We start from the raw sequence: 17,477 nt of genomic DNA on the forward strand, positions 1-17,477 counted from the left end.
GGGCCAACGAGACAGCCGTGGTGCACGTGCGAGCGCGCACCGCAACCGTGTGCCGGACGACACGCCCGACCGCGGGTGCCGGGAGGACTAGGGCCGCCCGGCGACAACGCCAGGCCGGCCCCAGGGTCGCCCGGCGAAAGGTACGGCACACAGACACAGGCACGCACAGAGGAAGCAAGGGAGCGGAGAAACCCGGTGCCCACGATCCAGCAGCTGGTCCGCAAGGGCCGGCAGGCCAAGACGAGCAAGACCAAGACCCCGGCGCTGAAGGGGAGCCCCCAGCGGCGCGGAGTGTGCACGCGTGTGTACACCACCACCCCCAAGAAGCCGAACTCGGCGCTGCGCAAGGTCGCTCGTGTGAAGCTGAGCAGCCAGATCGAGGTGACCGCGTACATCCCCGGCGTCGGCCACAACCTCCAGGAGCACTCGATCGTGCTCGTGCGTGGCGGCCGTGTGAAGGACCTCCCCGGCGTCCGGTACAAGATCGTCCGCGGTTCGCTGGACACCCAGGGCGTCCGCAACCGCAAGCAGGCGCGCAGCCGCTACGGCGCGAAGAAGGAGAAGAGCTGACATGCCGCGTAAGGGCCCCGCGCCGCGCCGGCCGCTGATCGCCGACCCGGTGTACAACTCCCCGCTGGTCACTCAGCTGGTCAACAAGATCCTGATGCGCGGCAAGCGCCAGCTCGCCGAGCGCGTGGTGTACGGCGCCCTCGAGGGCTGCCGGGAGAAGACCGGCACCGACCCGGTCGTCACCCTCAAGCGCGCGATGGACAACGTCAAGCCGACCCTCGAGGTCCGCAGCCGCCGTGTCGGTGGCGCGACCTACCAGGTGCCGGTCGAGGTGCGCCCGTCCCGGGCGACGACCCTCGGTCTGCGGTGGCTGGTGCAGTACTCGAAGGCCCGGCGTGAGAAGACCATGATCGAGCGGCTCCAGAACGAGCTGCTCGACGCCAGCAACGGCCTCGGCGCCTCGGTGAAGCGGCGCGAGGACACGCACAAGATGGCGGAGTCCAACAAGGCCTTCGCCCACTACCGCTGGTAGCGACACCTACCAGCACCCGACGAGACGACGAAGTAGGGATTACCGTGGCTGCCGCCGACAACGCGCTCGCCAAGCTACGCAACATCGGCATCATGGCGCACATCGATGCCGGTAAGACGACCACGACCGAACGAATCCTGTTCTACACCGGCATCACGTACAAGATCGGTGAGGTCCACGAGGGCGCCGCCGTCATGGACTGGATGGAGCAGGAGCAGGAGCGGGGCATCACCATCACCTCGGCCGCCACCAAGGTCGAGTGGAAGGGCCACCCCATCAACATCATCGACACCCCCGGGCACGTCGACTTCACCGTCGAGGTGGAGCGCAACCTGCGGGTGCTCGACGGCGCGATCGCGGTGTACGACGGTGTGGCCGGTGTCGAGCCGCAGACCGAAAACGTGTGGCGTCAGGCCGACAAGTACAACGTTCCGCGGATGTGCTTCGTCAACAAGCTCGACCGCACGGGTGCCGACTTCTTCCGCTGTGTGCAGATGATGATCGACCGGCTCAACGCCACCCCGCTGGTGCTCCAGATCCCGATCGGGCTCGAGGGCAACCACATCGGCGTCGTCGACCTGATCGGCATGCGCGCGTTGACCTGGCGCGGCGAGACCCAGAAGGGCGAGGACTACACGGTCGAGGAGATCCCGGCCGACCTCGCCGACCAGGCCGCCGAGTGGCGCGAGAAGCTCATCGAGACGCTCGCCGACGTCGACGACACCGTGATGGAGAAGTACCTGGAGGGCGAGGAGATCTCGGCAGACGAGATCAAGGCCGGCATCCGTCGCGCCACCGTCGCCTCCAAGGCCAACCCGGTGCTGTGCGGCTCGGCGTTCAAGAACAAGGGCATCCAGCCGATGCTGGACGCCGTCATCGACTTCCTGCCCTCGCCGCTGGACATCCCGGCGATCGAGGGCACGGCGACCGACGGCGAGACCCCGCTGCTGCGTAAGCCGTCGATGTCCGAGCCCTTCTCCGCGCTGGCCTTCAAGATCCAGACGGACAAGCACCTGGGCAAGCTGACCTACGTGCGGATCTACTCCGGCAAGCTCGAGTCCGGTTCTCAGGTGATCAACTCCACCAAGGACCGCAAGGAGCGCATCGGCAAGATCTACCAGATGCACGCCAACAAGCGCGAAGAGCGTGCGACCGCGCAGGCCGGCGACATCATCGCGGTGCAGGGTCTCAAGCAGACCACCACCGGCGACACGCTGTGCGACCCGGCCAACCCGGTGATCCTGGAGTCGATGACGTTCCCGGAGCCGGTCATCCAGGTCGCCATCGAGCCGAAGACCAAGGCCGACCAGGAGAAGCTGGGCACCGCGATCCAGCGCCTCGCCGAGGAAGACCCGACCTTCCGGGTCGCCAACGACCAGGAGACCGGTCAGACGGTCATCTCGGGCATGGGCGAGCTGCACCTCGACATCCTGGTCGACCGCATGCGCCGGGAGTTCAACGTCGAGGCCAACATCGGCAAGCCGCAGGTGGCCTACCGCGAGACCATCCGCCGCAAGGTGGACAAGGTCGAGTACACGCACAAGAAGCAGACCGGTGGCTCTGGGCAGTACGCGAGCGTCATCGTCAGCCTCGAACCGCTGCCGCTCGACAACGACTCCCCGACGTACGAGTTCCAGAACTCGGTCACCGGCGGTCGCATCCCGAAGGAGTTCATCCCCTCGGTCGACGCCGGTGCCCAGGACGCCATGCAGTACGGCATCCTCGCCGGCTACCCGCTGGTCGGCGTCAAGCTGACGCTGCTGGACGGGAAGTACCACGAGGTCGACTCGTCCGAGATGGCGTTCAAGATCGCCGGTTCGATGGTGCTCAAGGAGGCCGCCCGCAAGGCCGACCCGGCGCTGCTCGAGCCGATGATGGCCGTTGAGGTCACCACTCCCGAGGAGAACATGGGTGACGTCATCGGCGACCTCAACTCCCGCCGGGGCATCATCCAGGCGATGGAGGAGCGCGGGGGTGCCCGCGTCGTCCGCGCCCTGGTCCCCTTGTCGGAGATGTTCGGCTATGTCGGCGACCTGCGGTCGAAGACCCAGGGCCGGGCGAGCTACAGCATGCAGTTCGACTCTTACGCCGAGGTACCCGCCAACGTCGCCAAGGAGATCATCGCCAAGGCGACGGGCGAGTAGTCGGACCGCACAAGACCGGGCCTGATGGCCGCACAGTTGCAAGACCAAGCGTACGAACCAAGAAGTCCACAGGAGGACACCAGTGGCGAAGGCGAAGTTCGAGCGGACTAAGCCGCACGTCAACATCGGCACCATTGGTCACATCGACCACGGTAAGACGACGCTGACCGCGGCCATCACCAAGGTCCTGCACGACAAGATGCCCGACCTGAACCCCTACACGCCGTTCGACGAGATCGACAAGGCGCCGGAGGAGAAGGCCCGCGGTATCACCATCTCGATCGCGCACGTCGAGTACCAGACCGAGGCGCGGCACTACGCCCACGTCGACTGTCCTGGTCACGCCGACTACATCAAGAACATGATCACCGGTGCCGCCCAGATGGATGGCGCGATCCTGGTGGTCGCGGCGACCGACGGTCCGATGCCGCAGACCCGTGAGCACGTGCTCCTGGCCCGCCAGGTCGGCGTGCCCTACATCGTCGTGGCGCTCAACAAGAGCGACATGGTCGATGACGAGGAGCTGCTCGAGCTCGTCGAGCTCGAGGTTCGCGAGCTGCTCTCGGCGCAGGAGTACCCGGGCGACGACCTGCCGGTCGTGCGCGTCTCGGCGCTCCGCGCGCTGGAGGGCGACCCGGAGTGGACCGACAAGCTCATGGAGCTGATGAACGCGGTCGACACCGCGATCCCGCAGCCCGAGCGTGAGATCGAGAAGCCGTTCCTCATGCCCATCGAGGACGTCTTCACGATCACCGGCCGCGGCACCGTGGTGACCGGTCGCGCCGAGCGTGGCGTGCTCAAGCCGAACGAGGAAGTCGAGATCGTCGGCATCCGGGAGAAGTCGACCAAGACGGTCTGCACCGGCATCGAGATGTTCCGCAAGCTGCTCGACGAGGCTCGCGCGGGCGAGAACGTCGGCCTGCTGCTGCGCGGCATCAAGCGCGAGGACGTCGAGCGCGGCATGGTCGTCGTGAAGCCGGGCACCACGACTCCGCACACGGAGTTCGAGGGCCAGGTCTACATCCTCTCCAAGGAGGAGGGTGGCCGGCACACCCCGTTCTTCCAGAACTACCGGCCGCAGTTCTACTTCCGCACCACGGACGTCACCGGCGTCGTCACGCTGCCCGAGGGCACCGAGATGGTCATGCCCGGCGACAACACCGCCATGTCGGTCAAGCTGATCCAGCCGATCGCCATGGAGCAGGGCCTGCGCTTCGCCATCCGCGAGGGTGGCCGCACCGTCGGTGCGGGCCAGGTCACCAAGATCATCAAGTGAACTGAGTAACCCCGATTAGACCTGCCGTGTGGTAATACGGCATACTAGTCAGGTTGCGCTTTGCGGGGTGGCTGGCTGCCCAGGTAGCCAGCCACTTCCGTGCGGTGGCCGGGGGTGTGTTGACACGCCCGGTGCCTTGATCCCCGCAACCAACCAGGATCGGCCCCAGGTTTCGGGGCGGAGTCTGGCCCAGGGGCGCGACACGCCCGACCGCGGGGGTCGGCCAAGGGGATGGACAGCCATCCGCAACACAGCGGCATCGCGAGAGAAGGAAACGAAGCCACCATGGCGGGACAGAAGATCCGCATCCGGCTCAAGGCCTATGACCACGAGGTCGTCGACTCCTCGGCTCGGAAGATCGTGGAGACGGTGACCCGTACCGGTGCTCAGGTCGCGGGCCCGGTGCCGCTGCCGACCGAGATCAACCGTTACTGCGTGATCCGGTCGCCGCACAAGTACAAGGACTCGCGCGAGCACTTCGAGATGCGCACGCACAAGCGTCTGATCGACATCATCGACCCGACCCCCAAGACGGTCGACTCGCTCATGCGCCTCGACCTGCCGGCTGGCGTCGACATCGAGATCAAGCTGTAGGGACTGCGAACTCATGGACAGGCAAGTGAAGGGCATCCTGGGCGCCAAGCTCGGCATGACCCAGGTCTGGGACAACAACAAGGTTGTCCCGGTGACCGTGGTGCAGGCCGGCCCGTGCGTCGTGACCCAGGTGCGGACCGCCGACAAGGACGGTTACACCGCGGTGCAGCTCGCGTACGGCGCCGTCGACCCGCGCAAGGTCAAGAAGCCGCGCGCCGGCCACTTCGAGAAGGCTGGCACCGCGCCCCGCCGCCACATCGTCGAGCTGCGCACGACCGACGCGAGTGAGTACGAGCTCGGCCAGGAGGTCACCGTCGAGGCGTTCGAGGCGGGCACCGCCATCGACGTCACCGGCAAGACCAAGGGCAAGGGCTTCGCCGGCGTCATGAAGCGGCACGGCTTCCACGGCCTGCGCGCCAGCCACGGTGTCGAGCGCAAGCACCGCTCGCCCGGCTCCATCGGCGCCTGCGCGACCCCAGGTCGCGTCTTCAAGGGCGTGAAGATGGCCGGTCGCATGGGCAGCGTGCGGTACACGGTGCAAAACCTGACGGTGCAGGCGATCGACACCGACAACAACCTGCTGCTGGTCAGGGGTGCGATCCCGGGCCCGGCTGGCGCGCTCGTGCTGGTCCGCAGCGCGGCCAAGGCGAAGTCGAAGGGTGGTGCAGCGAAGTGACCACGGTTGGCGTTCTGACCCCCGAGGGCACGACGGCCGGCACCGTCGACCTGCCCACCGAGGTGTTCGACGTACAGGCGAACATCCCGCTGATGCACCAGGTCGTGGTGGCCCAGCTCGCGGCCGCCCGCCAGGGCACGCACAAGGCCAAGACCCGCGGCGAGGTCGCTGGCGGCGGCAAGAAGCCGTACAAGCAGAAGGGCACCGGCCGCGCCCGCCAGGGCTCGATCCGCGCTCCGCAGTTCACCGGCGGTGGCGTGGTGCACGGCCCGGTCCCGCGCGACTACAGCCAGCGCACCCCGAAGAAGATGAAGGTCGCCGCGCTGCGCGGTGCCCTCTCCGACCGGGCCCGCGAGGGTCGCCTGCACGTCGTCGAGGCGTTTGTCACCGGCGAAACGCCGTCGACCAAGGCCGCGCTCAAGACGCTGCGTGCCGCGACCGAGCGCAAGCGCGTGCTGGTGGTGCTCGCGGCCGAGGACCAGATCAACTGGCTCTCGCTGCGCAACCTCGCCGGCGAGGGCGTGCACCTGATCGAGGCCGGCCAGCTCAACACGTACGACGTGCTGGTCGCCGACGACGTCGTGTTCACCAAGGACGCGCTCGCCGAGTTCCTGGGCGAGAAGCCGGCGGACGAGACGGAGGCCGACAAGTGACCACCATCCCGGATCCGCGCGACATCATCATCGCGCCGGTCGTGTCCGAGAAGAGCTACAGCGTTCTGGACCAGAACTGGTACACGTTCCTGGTCCGGCCGGACGCCAACAAGACCCAGATCAAGATCGCTATCCAGCAGATCTTCAACGTCCGCGTGCTGACGGTCAACACCGCCAACCGCGAGGGCAAGCGCAAGCGCACCCGCACCGGCTGGGGGCAGCGCAAGGCCACCAAGCGGGCGCTGGTGAAGCTGGCTGACGGTGACCGCATCGAGGCCTTCGGCGGCCCGGTCAGCTGAGGGGTTGTTAAATCATGCCGATTCGTAAGTACAAGCCGACGTCGCCGGGCCGCCGTGGCTCCAGCGTCGCCGACTTCGCCGAGATCACCCGGTCGACGCCGGAGAAGTCGCTGCTGGTGCCGCTGCCCAAGAAGGGCGGTCGCAACGCGCACGGCAAGGTGACCGCGCGTCACCAGGGCGGTGGGCACAAGCGCCAGTACCGGCTGATCGACTTCAAGCGGGTCGACAAGGACGGCGTGCCGGCGAAGGTCGCGCACATCGAGTACGACCCCAACCGCACCGCCCGCATCGCGCTGCTGCACTACGCCGACGGCGAAAAGCGCTACATCGTCGCGCCGAAGGACCTCAAGCAGGGCGACCGGGTCGAGTCCGGCCCGGGTGCCGACATCAAGCCCGGCAACAACCTCCCGCTGCGCAACATCCCGGTGGGTACCCAGATCCACTGCGTGGAGCTGCGCCCGGGCGGCGGCGCCAAGCTGGCCCGCTCGGCCGGCGTCGGCATCCAGCTGCTCGGCCGTGAGGGCGCCTACGCGACGCTCCGGATGCCCTCGGGCGAGATCCGCCGCGTCGACGTGCGCTGCCGCGCGACCGTCGGCGAGATCGGCAACGCCGACCAGTCCAACATCAACTGGGGTAAGGCCGGCCGGATGCGGTGGAAGGGCAAGCGCCCGACCGTCCGTGGTGTCGCGATGAACCCGGTCGACCACCCGCACGGTGGTGGTGAGGGTAAGACCTCCGGTGGTCGCCACCCGGTCAACCCCCAGGGCAAGCCGGAGGGTCGCACCCGCCGCAAGGGTCTGCCGAGCGACCGGCTGATCGTTCGCCGTCGTTACGCCAACCGGAAGCGGGGTTAATCCCACATGCCACGCAGTCTCAAGAAGGGCCCCTTCGTCGACGACCACCTGGTCAAGAAGGTGGAGACACAGAACGACAAGGGCTCCAAGAACGTCATCAAGACCTGGTCGCGGCGTTCGACGATCATCCCCGAGATGCTCGGGCACACGATCGCGGTGCACGACGGTCGCAAGCACGTCCCGGTGTTCATCACCGAGGCGATGGTCGGGCACAAGCTCGGCGAGTTCGCGCTGACCCGCACGTTCAAGGGTCACGAGAAGGACGACCGCAAGAGCCGGCGCCGGTAAACGCGCAGGACTACGGATAAAGGATCAAGGGGTTACAGCGATGCCAGTTAAGGGCGACGCTCCGGCGCTTCCGGGCGCGCGGGCGGTTGCGCGTCACGTGCGCATCTCGCCGACCAAGGCGCGCCGGGTGGTCAACCTCGTCCGCGGTCTGCCCGCGCAGGAGGCGCTCACGGTGCTGAAGTTCGCGCCGCAGTCGGCCAGCGAGCAGGTTTACAAGGTGCTGGCCAGCGCGATCGCGAACGCCGAGAACAACGAGCGGCTGGACCCCGACGCGCTGCTCGTCGCCGAGGCGTACGTCGACGAGGGTCCGACGCTCAAGCGGTTCCAGCCGCGGGCGCAGGGCCGGGCGTACCGGATCCGCAAGCGCACCTGCCACATCACGGTCGTGGTGGAGGCCGTCGCCGCGGCGGCGCCGCGCAAGGCGGCCGCCAAGAAGGCGGCGCCGGCGAAGAAGGCGGCCCCGGCCGAGGCGGACAAGCCGGCCGAGACGAAGGCGGAGACCACCGCCGAGGAAGGGACCGAGTAATGGGTCAGAAGGTTCACCCGCACGGGTTCCGGCTCGGCATCTCCACCGACTGGAAGTCCCGCTGGTACGCGGACAAGCTCTACAAGGACTACATCGCCGAAGACGTGAAGATCCGGCGGATGATGTCCAAGGGCCTGGAGCGCGCCGGCATCTCCAAGGTGGACATCGAGCGCACCCGCGACCGGGTGCGGGTCGACATCCACACCGCCCGGCCGGGCATCGTCATCGGCCGCAAGGGCGCGGAGGCCGACCGCATCCGCGGCGAGCTGGAGAAGCTCACCGGCAAGCAGGTGCAGCTCAACATCCTCGAGGTGAAGAGCCCCGAGTCGGACGCTCAGCTCGTCGCGCAGGGCGTGGCCGAGCAGCTGTCCAGCCGGGTCAGCTTCCGCCGGGCCATGCGCAAGGCGATGCAGTCCGCGATGAAGAACCCGATCGTGCGGGGCATCCGGGTGCAGGTCTCCGGCCGCCTGGGCGGCGCCGAGATGAGCCGCACCGAGTTCTACCGCGAGGGTCGGGTGCCGCTGCACACGCTGCGGGCCAACATCGAGTACGGCTTCTTCGAGGCGCGTACCACCTTCGGCCGCATCGGCGTGAAGGTGTGGATCTACAAGGGTGACGCCGTGCCGGGTCGCGAGACCCCGGCCGACGCCGGTCCCGCGCGCCCGCGCCGTGAGCGGGGCGACCGCCCCGAGCGTCCGCGCCGTGGCCGTTCCGGTTCGTCCGGTACGACCGCTGGTGGCACCGAGGCGGGTCGCGCCGCGGCTGCGGCCGCTGCCGAGCAGTCGGCTCCGCCGGCGCCGGCCGCCGCGCCCGTGGAGGCCGCGCCCGTGGCGACCGCCGCCCCAAGTGAGCAGCAGGAGGGCTGACACATGCTGATGCCGCGTAAGCCCCCGAAGGGCTTCCGCAAGCCGCACCACCCGTCCCGTTCCGGGGCGAGCAAGGGCGGCAACCGGGTCGTCTTCGGCGAGTTCGGTATCCAGGCACTGGAGCCCGCCTACGTGACCAACCGGCAGATCGAGGCCGCGCGTATCGCGATGACCCGCCACATCAAGCGTGGCGGCAAGGTCTGGATCACGGTCTTCCCGGACCAGGCCCTGACCAAGAAACCGGCGGAAACCCGGATGGGTTCCGGTAAGGGTTCGCCCGAGTGGTGGGTGGCCAACATCAAGCCGGGTCGGGTCCTGTTCGAGATGTCGTTCCCGAACGAGGGGATCGCGCGGGAGGCAATGCGCCGCGCGATTCACAAGCTCCCGATGAAGTGCCGCATTGTGACGCGCGAAGTGGGTGAGGTCTGATGGCAGCGGGCACCAAGGCTGCCGAGCTGCGCGAAAACTCCGACGAGGAGCTGATCGCGAAGCTGCGGGAGGCCAAGGCGGAGCTGTTCAACCTCCGCGTGCAGAGCGCGACCGGGCAGCTTGACAACAACAAGCGTCTCCAGGTCATCCGCAAGGAGATCGCCCGGATTTACACGATCATGCGCGAGCGCGAGCTGGGGCTCTCGGCCGCGCCGACTGAGGTGATTGCGTCATGAGTGAAACCGCTAGTGCGAACGCCGCGCCTCGTGCCCGGCGCAAGGTCCGCGAGGGCCTGGTCGTCAGCGACAAGATGGACAAGACCGTCGTCGTCGAGGTCGAAGACCGGGTCAAGCACCCGCTGTACGGCAAGGTGCTGCGGCGCACCAGCAAGCTGAAGGCGCACGACGAGCAGAACTCGTGCGGCGTCGGCGACCGGGTGCTGCTGATGGAGACCCGCCCGCTGTCCGCCACCAAGCGCTGGCGGGTCGTGGAGATCCTCGAGAAGGCCAAGTAGTAAGCCGACCGTTCCGCCAAGCTCCGCCGGCTGGTCCCGCGGAGAACTGGCAGACATAGGAGATAGACGTGATTCAGCAGGAGTCGCGACTGCGCGTCGCCGACAACACGGGTGCCCGGGAAATCCTGTGCATCCGCGTGCTCGGCGGCTCGGGTCGGCGCTACGCCGGTATCGGCGACGTCATCGTGGCCACGGTCAAGGACGCGATCCCGGGCGCGGGTGTCAAGAAGGGCGATGTCGTCAAGGCGGTCATCGTCCGCACCGCGAAGGAGAAGCGGCGCCCGGACGGGTCGTACATCCGCTTCGACGAGAACGCCGCTGTGATCATCAAGGACGGCGGTGACCCGCGTGGCACCCGCATCTTCGGTCCGGTGGGCCGCGAGCTGCGGAACAAGCGGTTCATGAAGATCATTTCGCTCGCACCGGAGGTGCTCTAACCGTGAAGGTTAAGAAGGGCGACACGGTCGAGGTCATCGCCGGCAAGGACAAGGGCGCCCGGGGCAAGGTCATTCAGGCCCTGCCGCGGGAGAACAAGGTCATCGTCGAGGGCGTCAACCGCGTCAAGAAGCACACCCGCATCCGCACGACCCAGCGTGGTGCCAAGACCGGCGGCATCGTCACCCAGGAGGCGGCGATCCACGTCTCCAACGTGATGGTCGTCGACGGGGACGGCAAGCCGACGCGCGTCGGCTACCGCTTCGACGACAACGGCCAGAAGGTCCGCATCTCGCGCCGCACCGGTAAGGACCTGTGATGACTGCCCCGACCGAAACCAAGATCGCGCCGCGCCTCAAGGAGCGGTACCGCAGCGAGATCGTGGCGAAGCTGAAGGAACAGTTCAACTACGCCAACCCGATGCAGGTGCCGGGCCTCGTCAAGATCGTGGTCAACATGGGTGTCGGCGACGCCGCCCGGGACGCCAAGCTGATCGACGGCGCGGTCCGCGACCTCGCCACGATCACCGGGCAGAAGCCGCAGGTGCGCCGCGCGACCAAGTCGATCGCGCAGTTCAAGCTCCGCGAGGGTATGCCGATCGGCGCCAAGGTCACGCTCCGCGGCGACCGCATGTGGGAGTTCCTGGACCGGCTGCTGTCGATCGCGCTGCCGCGTATCCGTGACTTCCGCGGCCTCGACGCGCGCAAGCTCGACGGCAACGGCAACTACACCTTCGGTCTCACCGAGCAGTCGGTGTTCCACGAGATCGACCAGGACCGGATCGACCGGGTCCGGGGCATGGACATCACGGTGGTCACCACCGCGACGACCGATGACGAGGGCCGGGCGCTGCTGAAGCTCCTGGGCTTCCCGTTCAAGGAGAACTGACAACATGGCGAAGAAGGCCCTGATCCTCAAGGCCGCCAAGAAGCCAAAGTTCTCGGTGCGCGCGTACACCCGCTGCCAGCGGTGCGGGCGGCCGAAGGCGGTGTACCGCAAGTTCGGTCTCTGCCGCGTCTGCATCCGGGAGATGGCTCACCGCGGTGAGCTGCCCGGCGTGTCCAAGGCTTCTTGGTAACCAACTCTCTTCGCCGTAGGCCCGTGGGCGGTGCCCCGGGAACCCCGGCGAGAAAGGCTGATCTGAACCGATGACGATGACCGACCCGATCGCAGACATGCTGACGCGTCTGCGCAACGCCAACCAGGCGTACCACGACCGGGTGTCGATGCCTTACTCGAAGATCAAGGCGAACATCGCCGAGGTCCTCAAGGGCGAGGGCTACATCGCGTCCTGGGCCGTCGAGGAGCCCGAGGAGGGCGCCGTCGGCAAGCGACTGATCGTCGAGCTCAAGTACGGCACCAGCCGCGAGCGCAGCCTCGCCGGCATCCGCCGCGTGTCGAAGCCCGGCCTCCGGGTGTACGCCAAGTCGCCGGAGCTGCCGCGCGTGCTCGGCGGCCTGGGCGTCGCGATCATCTCGACGTCTCAGGGGCTGCTCACCGACCGGCAGGCCCGCAAGCGAGGGGTGGGCGGGGAAGTCCTCGCCTACGTCTGGTGACGGGAGATAGGTAGACATGTCGCGAATCGGACGTAAGTCGATCCCCGTTCCGGCGGGCGTCGACGTCAACATCAGCGGCCGCACCGTGCGGGTCAAGGGCCCGAAGGGCGAGCTGTCGCACACCCTCGCCGAGCCGATCACGGCCGAGCGGGGCGACGATGGCGAGCTGCACGTCAACCGGCCCAACGACGAGCGCCGCGCCAAGGAGCTGCACGGCCTCTCCCGCACCCTGGTCGCCAACATGATCGTCGGCGTCACCGAGGGGTACCGGAAGAGCCTGGAGATCAACGGCACCGGTTACCGCGTCACCGCCAAGGGCAAGGACCTGGAGTTCGCGCTCGGGTTCTCGCACCCGGTGCTGGTGCCGGCCCCGGAGGGCATCACCTTCACGGTGGAGCGCCCGACGCTGTTCCACATCGCCGGGATCGACAAGCAGCAGGTCGGCGAGATCGCCGCCAACATCCGGAAGATCCGCCCGCCGGAGCCGTACAAGGGCAAGGGCATCAAGTACCAGGGCGAGGTCATCCGCCGCAAGGCAGGAAAGGCAGGTAAGAAGTGAGCGCGACTCTGCTCAAGCGTCGCCGCGGCGTTGCCGCGAAGCGCGCCATCGGGCGGGCGCGCCGGCACTTCCGGGTCCGCAGGAACGTCTTCGGCACCGCCGAGCGTCCGCGCCTGGTGGTCACCCGCTCGCTGCGGCACATCACCGCCCAGATCGTCGACGACGCGAAGGGCCACACCCTGGTGTCGGCGTCGACGCTGGACGCGTCGATCCGGGGAGGCGAGGGCGACAAGAGCGCGCTCGCCGGCAAGGTGGGCGCCCTGCTCGCCGACCGCGCCAAGGCCGCGGGTATCTCCAAGGTCGTCTTCGACCGCGGTGGCAACAAGTACGCCGGGCGCCTCGCGGCTCTGGCGACGGCCGCCCGCGAAGCCGGACTCGAGTTCTAGGAAGGAAACACCAATGCCAGGTCAGCAGCGCCGAGGCGGCGGGTCCGGCGGCAGCGAAGGTGGCGGCCGTCGCGAAGGCCGCGGTCGCGGCCGCGGCGAGGGCAACGCGCCGGTCGAGAAGACCCCCCACCTCGAGCGGGTAGTCACGATCAACCGTGTCGCCAAGGTCGTCAAGGGCGGCCGTCGCTTCAGCTTCACCGCGCTCGTCGTGGTGGGCGATGGCGACGGCACCGTCGGCGTCGGCTACGGCAAGGCCAAGGAGGTGCCCGCGGCGATCGCCAAGGGCGTCGAGGAGGCCAAGAAGCACTTCTTCAAGGTGCCGCGCATCGCCGCCACCATCCCGCACCCGGTGACGGGTGAGGACGCCGCGGGCGTCGTGCTGCTCAAGCCGGCCTCGGCCGGTACCGGCGTCATCGCCGGCGGCCCGGTGCGCGCGGTGCTGGAGTGCGCGGGCATCCACGACGTGCTCTCCAAGAGCCTCGGCTCCTCCAACCCGATCAACATCGTGCACGCCACCGTCGCGGCCCTGAAGAGCCTCGAGGCTCCCGAGGCCGTCGCGGCGCGTCGCGGTCTGCCGGTCGAGGACGTCGCTCCCGCCGCCATGCTGGCGGCCCGTGCGGGGGTGACCGCGTAGTGGCACGCCTGAAGGTCACCCAGGTCCGGTCCGAGATCGGCGCGAAGAGCAACCAGCGCGACTCGCTGCGCTCGCTCGGGCTGAAGCGGATCAACGACGTGGTGGTCAAGGAGGACCGTCCCGAGATCAGGGGCATGATCTTCGCCGTCAACCACCTGGTGAAGGTCGAGGAGGTCGAGTAATGACGATCAAGGTCCACCACCTCCGGCCGGCTCCCGGCGCCAAGACCGAGAAGACCCGGGTGGGTCGCGGTGAGGGCTCCAAGGGCAAGACCGCCGGTCGTGGCACCAAGGGCTCGAAGGCCCGTAAGAACATCTCGCCGGCGTTCGAGGGTGGGCAGATGCCCATCCACATGCGCCTGCCGAAGCTCAAGGGCTTCAAAAACCGGTTCAAGGTTGTCTTCCAGGTCGTCAACCTGGAGCGGCTGGCCGAGCTCTTCCCTAATGGGGGCGAGGTCGGTCCCATCGAGCTGGCCAACGCCGGCGCGGTCCGCAAGGGCCAGCTGGTGAAGGTGCTCGGCACTGGCGATCTAGGCGGCGTGAAGCTCCAGGTGTCGGCGCACGCGTTCAGCGCGTCGGCCAAGGAGAAGATCACGGCTGCCGGTGGCACGGTCACCGAGCTGTAGGACAGTGTCGTGGCGCCCGCCAGTTGCTTCTCGCGACTGACGGGCGCCACGTCTACTATCTGCCGGTTCGTCCCAGTTGTACAATCGGTTCGCCCCGTAAATATAGTGAAGCGTGTATGTCCCCGGGCGCATCTGCCCGAACTCACACCGTACTGTTAGAGTCCGTTGCCAGTATGGATGTCGGGTGACCGCCCGACGCCCGACCCGTCCGCCACGATCCGGCGGCCGCCTCGCGCAGGAGGAAGACGTTGCTCTCCGCGTTTCTCAGTGCGTTCCGCACGCCTGATCTGCGCAAGAAGCTGCTGTTCACGATATTTATCGTGGCGATCTACCGGCTGGGCGCGACACTGCCCAGCCCCGGCGTGTCGTATGGCAACGCCCAGCGGTGTATCGAGGCGATGGAAGAGGGCACGCCCGGCGTCTTCACGCTGCTCAACCTCTTCTCCGGCGGCGCGCTGCTCTCGCTGTCCGTCTTCGCCCTCGGCATCATGCCGTACATCACGGCGTCGATCATCCTCCAGCTGCTCACCGTGGTCATCCCACGGCTCGAGCAGCTGCGCAAGGAGGGTCAGGCCGGCCAGGCGAAGATCACGCAGTACACCCGCTACCTGACCCTCGGTCTGGCGGTGCTCCAGGCGTCGGCGTTCGTGGCGCTGGCCCGATCCGGACAGCTGTTCAACAACCAGTGCGACCAGTGGCCGCTGATCCCCGAGGGCACGGGGCTGCCCATGTGGATCACCCTGGTCGCGCTCGTGGTCACGATGACCGCCGGCACCGGCGTGGTGATGTGGCTCGGCGAGCTGATCACCGACCGCGGCGTCGGCAACGGCATGTCCGTCCTGATCTTCACTTCGATCGCCGCCCGGCTCCCCTCCGAGGGCTGGCAGATCAAGGAGAGCCAGGGCTGGGGCAAGTTCTTCCTCGTCATCGCGCTGGTGGCGGTGGTCATCACCGCGGTCGTCTTCATCGAGCAGGCACAGCGCCGCATCCCGGTGCAGTACGCCAAGCGCATGATCGGCCGCCGTATGTACGGCGGGACGTCGACGTACATCCCGCTCAAGGTCAACCAGGCGGGTGTCATCCCGGTCATCTTCGCCTCGTCGCTGCTCTACCTGCCGCAGCTGGCGCTCCAGTTCGGCGACCCCAACGACCTCAACTCGTTCGAGGCGTGGGTGCAAAACCACCTGGCCAACCCGGCCGACTGGGTGTACATCGTCGTCTACTTCTTCCTGATCATCTTCTTCACGTACTTCTACGTGTCGATCACGTTCAACCCGACCGAGGTCGCGGAGAACATGAAGAAGTACGGCGGCTTCGTCCCCGGTATCCGCCCGGGCAAGCCCACCGCCGAGTACCTGGACTTCATCCTCAGCCGGATCACCCTTCCCGGCGCCATGTACCTGGGCCTGATCTCGGTCCTGCCGAACTTCTTCTTCATCTGGCTGGACAGCAGCGCTTACGTTAACTTCCCGTTCGGTGGCACCGCCGTGCTCATCATGGTCGGCGTCGGCCTGGAGACCGTGAAGCAGATCGAGAGCCAGCTGATGCAGCGGAACTACGAAGGGTTCCTGCGGTAGATGCGCCTCGTACTGGTCGGTCCTCCAGGGGCGGGTAAGGGGACCCAGGCCGAGTTCATCGCCGCCCACCTGGCCGTGCCCAAGATTTCGACGGGGGACATCTTCCGGGCCAACGTCTCCCAGGGCACGCCCCTGGGAGTGGAGGCCCGGCGGTACATGGACGCGGGTCAGCTCGTGCCCGACGAGGTGACCATCAACATGGTGCGCGAGCGGCTGGCCGAGCCCGACGCGGCCGACGGCTTCCTGCTCGACGGCTTCCCGCGCACGGTGCCGCAGGCCAACGCGCTCGACAAGCTGCTGGCCGACCTGGGCACGGCGCTCGACCTCGTCATGGAGCTCGTGGTCGACGACGACGAGGTGATCCGGCGGCTCTCCGGCCGGCGCACCTGCCGCGGCTGCGGCAAGATCTGGCACGTCGAGTTCGACCCGACCTCCCGCGAGGGCGTCTGCGACCGCTGCGGCGGGCAGCTGTTCCAGCGCGACGACGACAAGGCCGAGACGATCGCCAAGCGTCTCGAGGAGTACGCGGAGAAGACCGCACCGCTGGTCGACTACTACGGCGCGCAAAACAAGCTGGTCGGCATCGACGCCACCGGCCCGGTCGAAGACGTGACCGTCCGCGCGATCGACGCGCTTCGCTCCTACGGCGGCTGAGCGGCCCCGGCGGACCGCTGCCGGATGGACAGTTAGCCTCGAAGGATGCCGCGCCACCAACTGATCCAACTCAAGACCCCCGCGCAGATCGAGAAGATGCGGGCGGCCGGCCTCGTCGTGGCCGCCGCGCTCGCCCGGATGCGGGAGGCGGTCGCGCCCGGGGTCTCCACCGCGGACCTCGACGCGCTGGCCGAGTCGGTGATCCGAGACGCGGGCGCGGTGCCGTCGTTCAAGGGCTACCACGGATACCCGGCGTCGATCTGCTCCTCGGTCAACGAGCAGGTCGTGCACGCCATCCCGTCGCCCAAGCAGGTGCTGCGCGAAGGCGACCTGATCTCGATCGACTGCGGCGCGGTCCTCGACGGGTGGCACGGCGACGCGGCGATCACCGTGCCGGTCGGCGAGGTCGACCCGGCGCTGATCCGCATGGCCGAGGTCGCCGAAGACGCGATGTGGGCCGGCATCGCCGCCGCCGCGCGGGGCGCCGCCTCCGGGCGCGGACGGCTCACCGACATCTCGTTCGCCATCGAGGTCGCGGTCCGGCGGTCCGGCGGGCGGTACGGCATCGTCGACGGCTACGGCGGCCACGGCATCGGCACCGAGATGCACCAGGACCCGCACGTGCTCAACCACGGCCGTCCGGGCCGCGGGCCACGGCTGGTGCCGGGCCTGGCGCTCGCGATCGAGCCGATGATCACGATCGGCTCGCCCAAGACGGAGGAGCTCGACGACGGCTGGACCGTGGTGACCCGCGACGGCTCGGTCGCCGTCCACGTGGAGCACTCGATGGCGCTGCTGGACGACGGCGTGTGGGTGCTCACGGCACCAGACGGCGGCCGCGAGCGCCTCGGCGAGCTCGTGACCGCCCGCGAGCCCGCCCCCGCGTAGCG

General features: G+C 68.0%; 28 protein-coding genes. All 28 read left to right on the forward strand.

Going from position 1 to position 17,477, the window contains the following annotated elements:
- Nucleotides 1–195 precede the first annotated feature (195 nt).
- Complete coding sequence (gene rpsL / locus ACTMTJ_RS01130; RefSeq protein ID WP_014440718.1) at nucleotides 196–570, forward strand: 30S ribosomal protein S12; 375 nt, start codon at nucleotides 196–198, stop codon at nucleotides 568–570.
- A 1-nt stretch (nucleotide 571) separates the two neighbouring features.
- Complete coding sequence (gene rpsG, locus ACTMTJ_RS01135) at nucleotides 572–1,042, forward strand: 30S ribosomal protein S7 (protein WP_173158438.1); 471 nt, start codon at nucleotides 572–574, stop codon at nucleotides 1,040–1,042.
- A 38-nt stretch (nucleotides 1,043–1,080) separates the two neighbouring features.
- Nucleotides 1,081–3,186 (forward strand): elongation factor G, encoded by a 2,106-nt coding sequence (gene fusA / locus ACTMTJ_RS01140; RefSeq protein WP_441214479.1) that lies wholly within the window; start codon nucleotides 1,081–1,083, stop codon nucleotides 3,184–3,186.
- A gap of 82 nt (nucleotides 3,187–3,268) precedes the next feature.
- Nucleotides 3,269–4,462 (forward strand): elongation factor Tu, encoded by a 1,194-nt coding sequence (gene tuf / locus ACTMTJ_RS01145; protein ID WP_173056661.1) that lies wholly within the window; start codon nucleotides 3,269–3,271, stop codon nucleotides 4,460–4,462.
- A gap of 285 nt (nucleotides 4,463–4,747) precedes the next feature.
- A complete protein-coding gene (rpsJ, locus tag ACTMTJ_RS01150) occupies nucleotides 4,748–5,056 on the forward strand; it encodes a 30S ribosomal protein S10 (RefSeq protein ID WP_018347762.1) in 309 nt (102 codons plus the stop codon).
- Between the two features lie 13 nt (nucleotides 5,057–5,069).
- Nucleotides 5,070–5,732 carry a 50S ribosomal protein L3 gene (gene rplC / locus ACTMTJ_RS01155; RefSeq protein ID WP_441214112.1) on the forward strand — a complete coding sequence of 221 codons (663 nt, stop codon included), beginning with the start codon at nucleotides 5,070–5,072 and terminating at the stop codon, nucleotides 5,730–5,732.
- On the forward strand, nucleotides 5,729–6,385 hold the full coding sequence (gene rplD, locus ACTMTJ_RS01160) for a 50S ribosomal protein L4 (RefSeq protein WP_441214113.1): 657 nt from the start codon (nucleotides 5,729–5,731) through the stop codon (nucleotides 6,383–6,385). Before rplC ends, rplD begins: the two co-directional genes overlap by 4 nt.
- Nucleotides 6,382–6,684, forward strand: coding sequence for a 50S ribosomal protein L23 (rplW, locus tag ACTMTJ_RS01165; RefSeq protein ID WP_173056658.1), 303 nt, complete (start codon nucleotides 6,382–6,384; stop codon nucleotides 6,682–6,684). The genes rplD and rplW overlap by 4 nt, the downstream gene beginning before the upstream one ends.
- Nucleotides 6,685–6,698: 14 nt before the next feature.
- A complete protein-coding gene (gene rplB / locus ACTMTJ_RS01170; protein WP_377244461.1) occupies nucleotides 6,699–7,538 on the forward strand; it encodes a 50S ribosomal protein L2 in 840 nt (279 codons plus the stop codon).
- Nucleotides 7,539–7,544: 6 nt separating this feature from the next.
- A complete protein-coding gene (gene rpsS, locus ACTMTJ_RS01175; protein WP_173041244.1) occupies nucleotides 7,545–7,826 on the forward strand; it encodes a 30S ribosomal protein S19 in 282 nt (93 codons plus the stop codon).
- 40 nt (nucleotides 7,827–7,866) lie between these two features.
- Nucleotides 7,867–8,352: a 50S ribosomal protein L22 gene (gene rplV / locus ACTMTJ_RS01180; RefSeq protein ID WP_441214114.1), complete on the forward strand. Its 486-nt coding sequence runs from the start codon at nucleotides 7,867–7,869 to the stop codon at nucleotides 8,350–8,352.
- Nucleotides 8,352–9,218, forward strand: a complete 867-nt coding sequence (gene rpsC / locus ACTMTJ_RS01185) for a 30S ribosomal protein S3 (RefSeq protein WP_441214115.1) — start codon at nucleotides 8,352–8,354, stop codon at nucleotides 9,216–9,218. Before rplV ends, rpsC begins: the two co-directional genes overlap by 1 nt.
- Before the next feature lie 3 nt (nucleotides 9,219–9,221).
- Nucleotides 9,222–9,647 carry a 50S ribosomal protein L16 gene (gene rplP, locus ACTMTJ_RS01190; protein ID WP_441214116.1) on the forward strand — a complete coding sequence of 142 codons (426 nt, stop codon included), beginning with the start codon at nucleotides 9,222–9,224 and terminating at the stop codon, nucleotides 9,645–9,647.
- The gene (gene rpmC, locus ACTMTJ_RS01195; protein ID WP_441214117.1) at nucleotides 9,647–9,883 is read left to right on the forward strand and encodes a 50S ribosomal protein L29; all 237 of its coding nucleotides are present in this window, start codon (nucleotides 9,647–9,649) and stop codon (nucleotides 9,881–9,883) included. Before rplP ends, rpmC begins: the two co-directional genes overlap by 1 nt.
- Nucleotides 9,880–10,161 carry a 30S ribosomal protein S17 gene (gene rpsQ / locus ACTMTJ_RS01200; protein WP_441214118.1) on the forward strand — a complete coding sequence of 94 codons (282 nt, stop codon included), beginning with the start codon at nucleotides 9,880–9,882 and terminating at the stop codon, nucleotides 10,159–10,161. Before rpmC ends, rpsQ begins: the two co-directional genes overlap by 4 nt.
- 68 nt (nucleotides 10,162–10,229) lie before the next feature.
- The gene (rplN, locus tag ACTMTJ_RS01205) at nucleotides 10,230–10,598 is read left to right on the forward strand and encodes a 50S ribosomal protein L14 (RefSeq protein ID WP_441214119.1); all 369 of its coding nucleotides are present in this window, start codon (nucleotides 10,230–10,232) and stop codon (nucleotides 10,596–10,598) included.
- 2 nt (nucleotides 10,599–10,600) lie between these two features.
- A complete protein-coding gene (gene rplX, locus ACTMTJ_RS01210) occupies nucleotides 10,601–10,915 on the forward strand; it encodes a 50S ribosomal protein L24 (RefSeq protein WP_441214120.1) in 315 nt (104 codons plus the stop codon).
- Nucleotides 10,915–11,484, forward strand: a complete 570-nt coding sequence (gene rplE, locus ACTMTJ_RS01215) for a 50S ribosomal protein L5 (RefSeq protein WP_441214121.1) — start codon at nucleotides 10,915–10,917, stop codon at nucleotides 11,482–11,484. Before rplX ends, rplE begins: the two co-directional genes overlap by 1 nt.
- 4 nt (nucleotides 11,485–11,488) lie before the next feature.
- Nucleotides 11,489–11,674 carry a type Z 30S ribosomal protein S14 gene (locus ACTMTJ_RS01220; protein ID WP_173041252.1) on the forward strand — a complete coding sequence of 62 codons (186 nt, stop codon included), beginning with the start codon at nucleotides 11,489–11,491 and terminating at the stop codon, nucleotides 11,672–11,674.
- A 70-nt stretch (nucleotides 11,675–11,744) separates the two neighbouring features.
- Nucleotides 11,745–12,152, forward strand: coding sequence for a 30S ribosomal protein S8 (gene rpsH, locus ACTMTJ_RS01225; protein WP_441214122.1), 408 nt, complete (start codon nucleotides 11,745–11,747; stop codon nucleotides 12,150–12,152).
- A gap of 16 nt (nucleotides 12,153–12,168) precedes the next feature.
- The gene (gene rplF, locus ACTMTJ_RS01230) at nucleotides 12,169–12,711 is read left to right on the forward strand and encodes a 50S ribosomal protein L6 (protein WP_441214123.1); all 543 of its coding nucleotides are present in this window, start codon (nucleotides 12,169–12,171) and stop codon (nucleotides 12,709–12,711) included.
- Nucleotides 12,708–13,097, forward strand: coding sequence for a 50S ribosomal protein L18 (rplR, locus tag ACTMTJ_RS01235; RefSeq protein WP_441214124.1), 390 nt, complete (start codon nucleotides 12,708–12,710; stop codon nucleotides 13,095–13,097). Before rplF ends, rplR begins: the two co-directional genes overlap by 4 nt.
- Before the next feature lie 13 nt (nucleotides 13,098–13,110).
- Complete coding sequence (gene rpsE / locus ACTMTJ_RS01240; RefSeq protein ID WP_441214125.1) at nucleotides 13,111–13,731, forward strand: 30S ribosomal protein S5; 621 nt, start codon at nucleotides 13,111–13,113, stop codon at nucleotides 13,729–13,731.
- The gene (gene rpmD, locus ACTMTJ_RS01245; RefSeq protein WP_173158455.1) at nucleotides 13,731–13,913 is read left to right on the forward strand and encodes a 50S ribosomal protein L30; all 183 of its coding nucleotides are present in this window, start codon (nucleotides 13,731–13,733) and stop codon (nucleotides 13,911–13,913) included. Before rpsE ends, rpmD begins: the two co-directional genes overlap by 1 nt.
- Nucleotides 13,913–14,356: a 50S ribosomal protein L15 gene (gene rplO / locus ACTMTJ_RS01250; RefSeq protein ID WP_441214126.1), complete on the forward strand. Its 444-nt coding sequence runs from the start codon at nucleotides 13,913–13,915 to the stop codon at nucleotides 14,354–14,356. Before rpmD ends, rplO begins: the two co-directional genes overlap by 1 nt.
- 248 nt (nucleotides 14,357–14,604) lie before the next feature.
- On the forward strand, nucleotides 14,605–15,933 hold the full coding sequence (gene secY / locus ACTMTJ_RS01255) for a preprotein translocase subunit SecY (protein ID WP_441214127.1): 1,329 nt from the start codon (nucleotides 14,605–14,607) through the stop codon (nucleotides 15,931–15,933).
- Nucleotides 15,934–16,587: an adenylate kinase gene (locus tag ACTMTJ_RS01260; RefSeq protein ID WP_308710657.1), complete on the forward strand. Its 654-nt coding sequence runs from the start codon at nucleotides 15,934–15,936 to the stop codon at nucleotides 16,585–16,587. It begins immediately after the preceding gene.
- 45 nt (nucleotides 16,588–16,632) lie between these two features.
- Nucleotides 16,633–17,475, forward strand: coding sequence for a type I methionyl aminopeptidase (map, locus tag ACTMTJ_RS01265; protein WP_441214128.1), 843 nt, complete (start codon nucleotides 16,633–16,635; stop codon nucleotides 17,473–17,475).
- Nucleotides 17,476–17,477 lie beyond the last annotated feature (2 nt).

The organism is Phytohabitans sp. LJ34, assembly GCF_052068095.1.
Classification (GTDB): domain Bacteria; phylum Actinomycetota; class Actinomycetes; order Mycobacteriales; family Micromonosporaceae; genus Phytohabitans.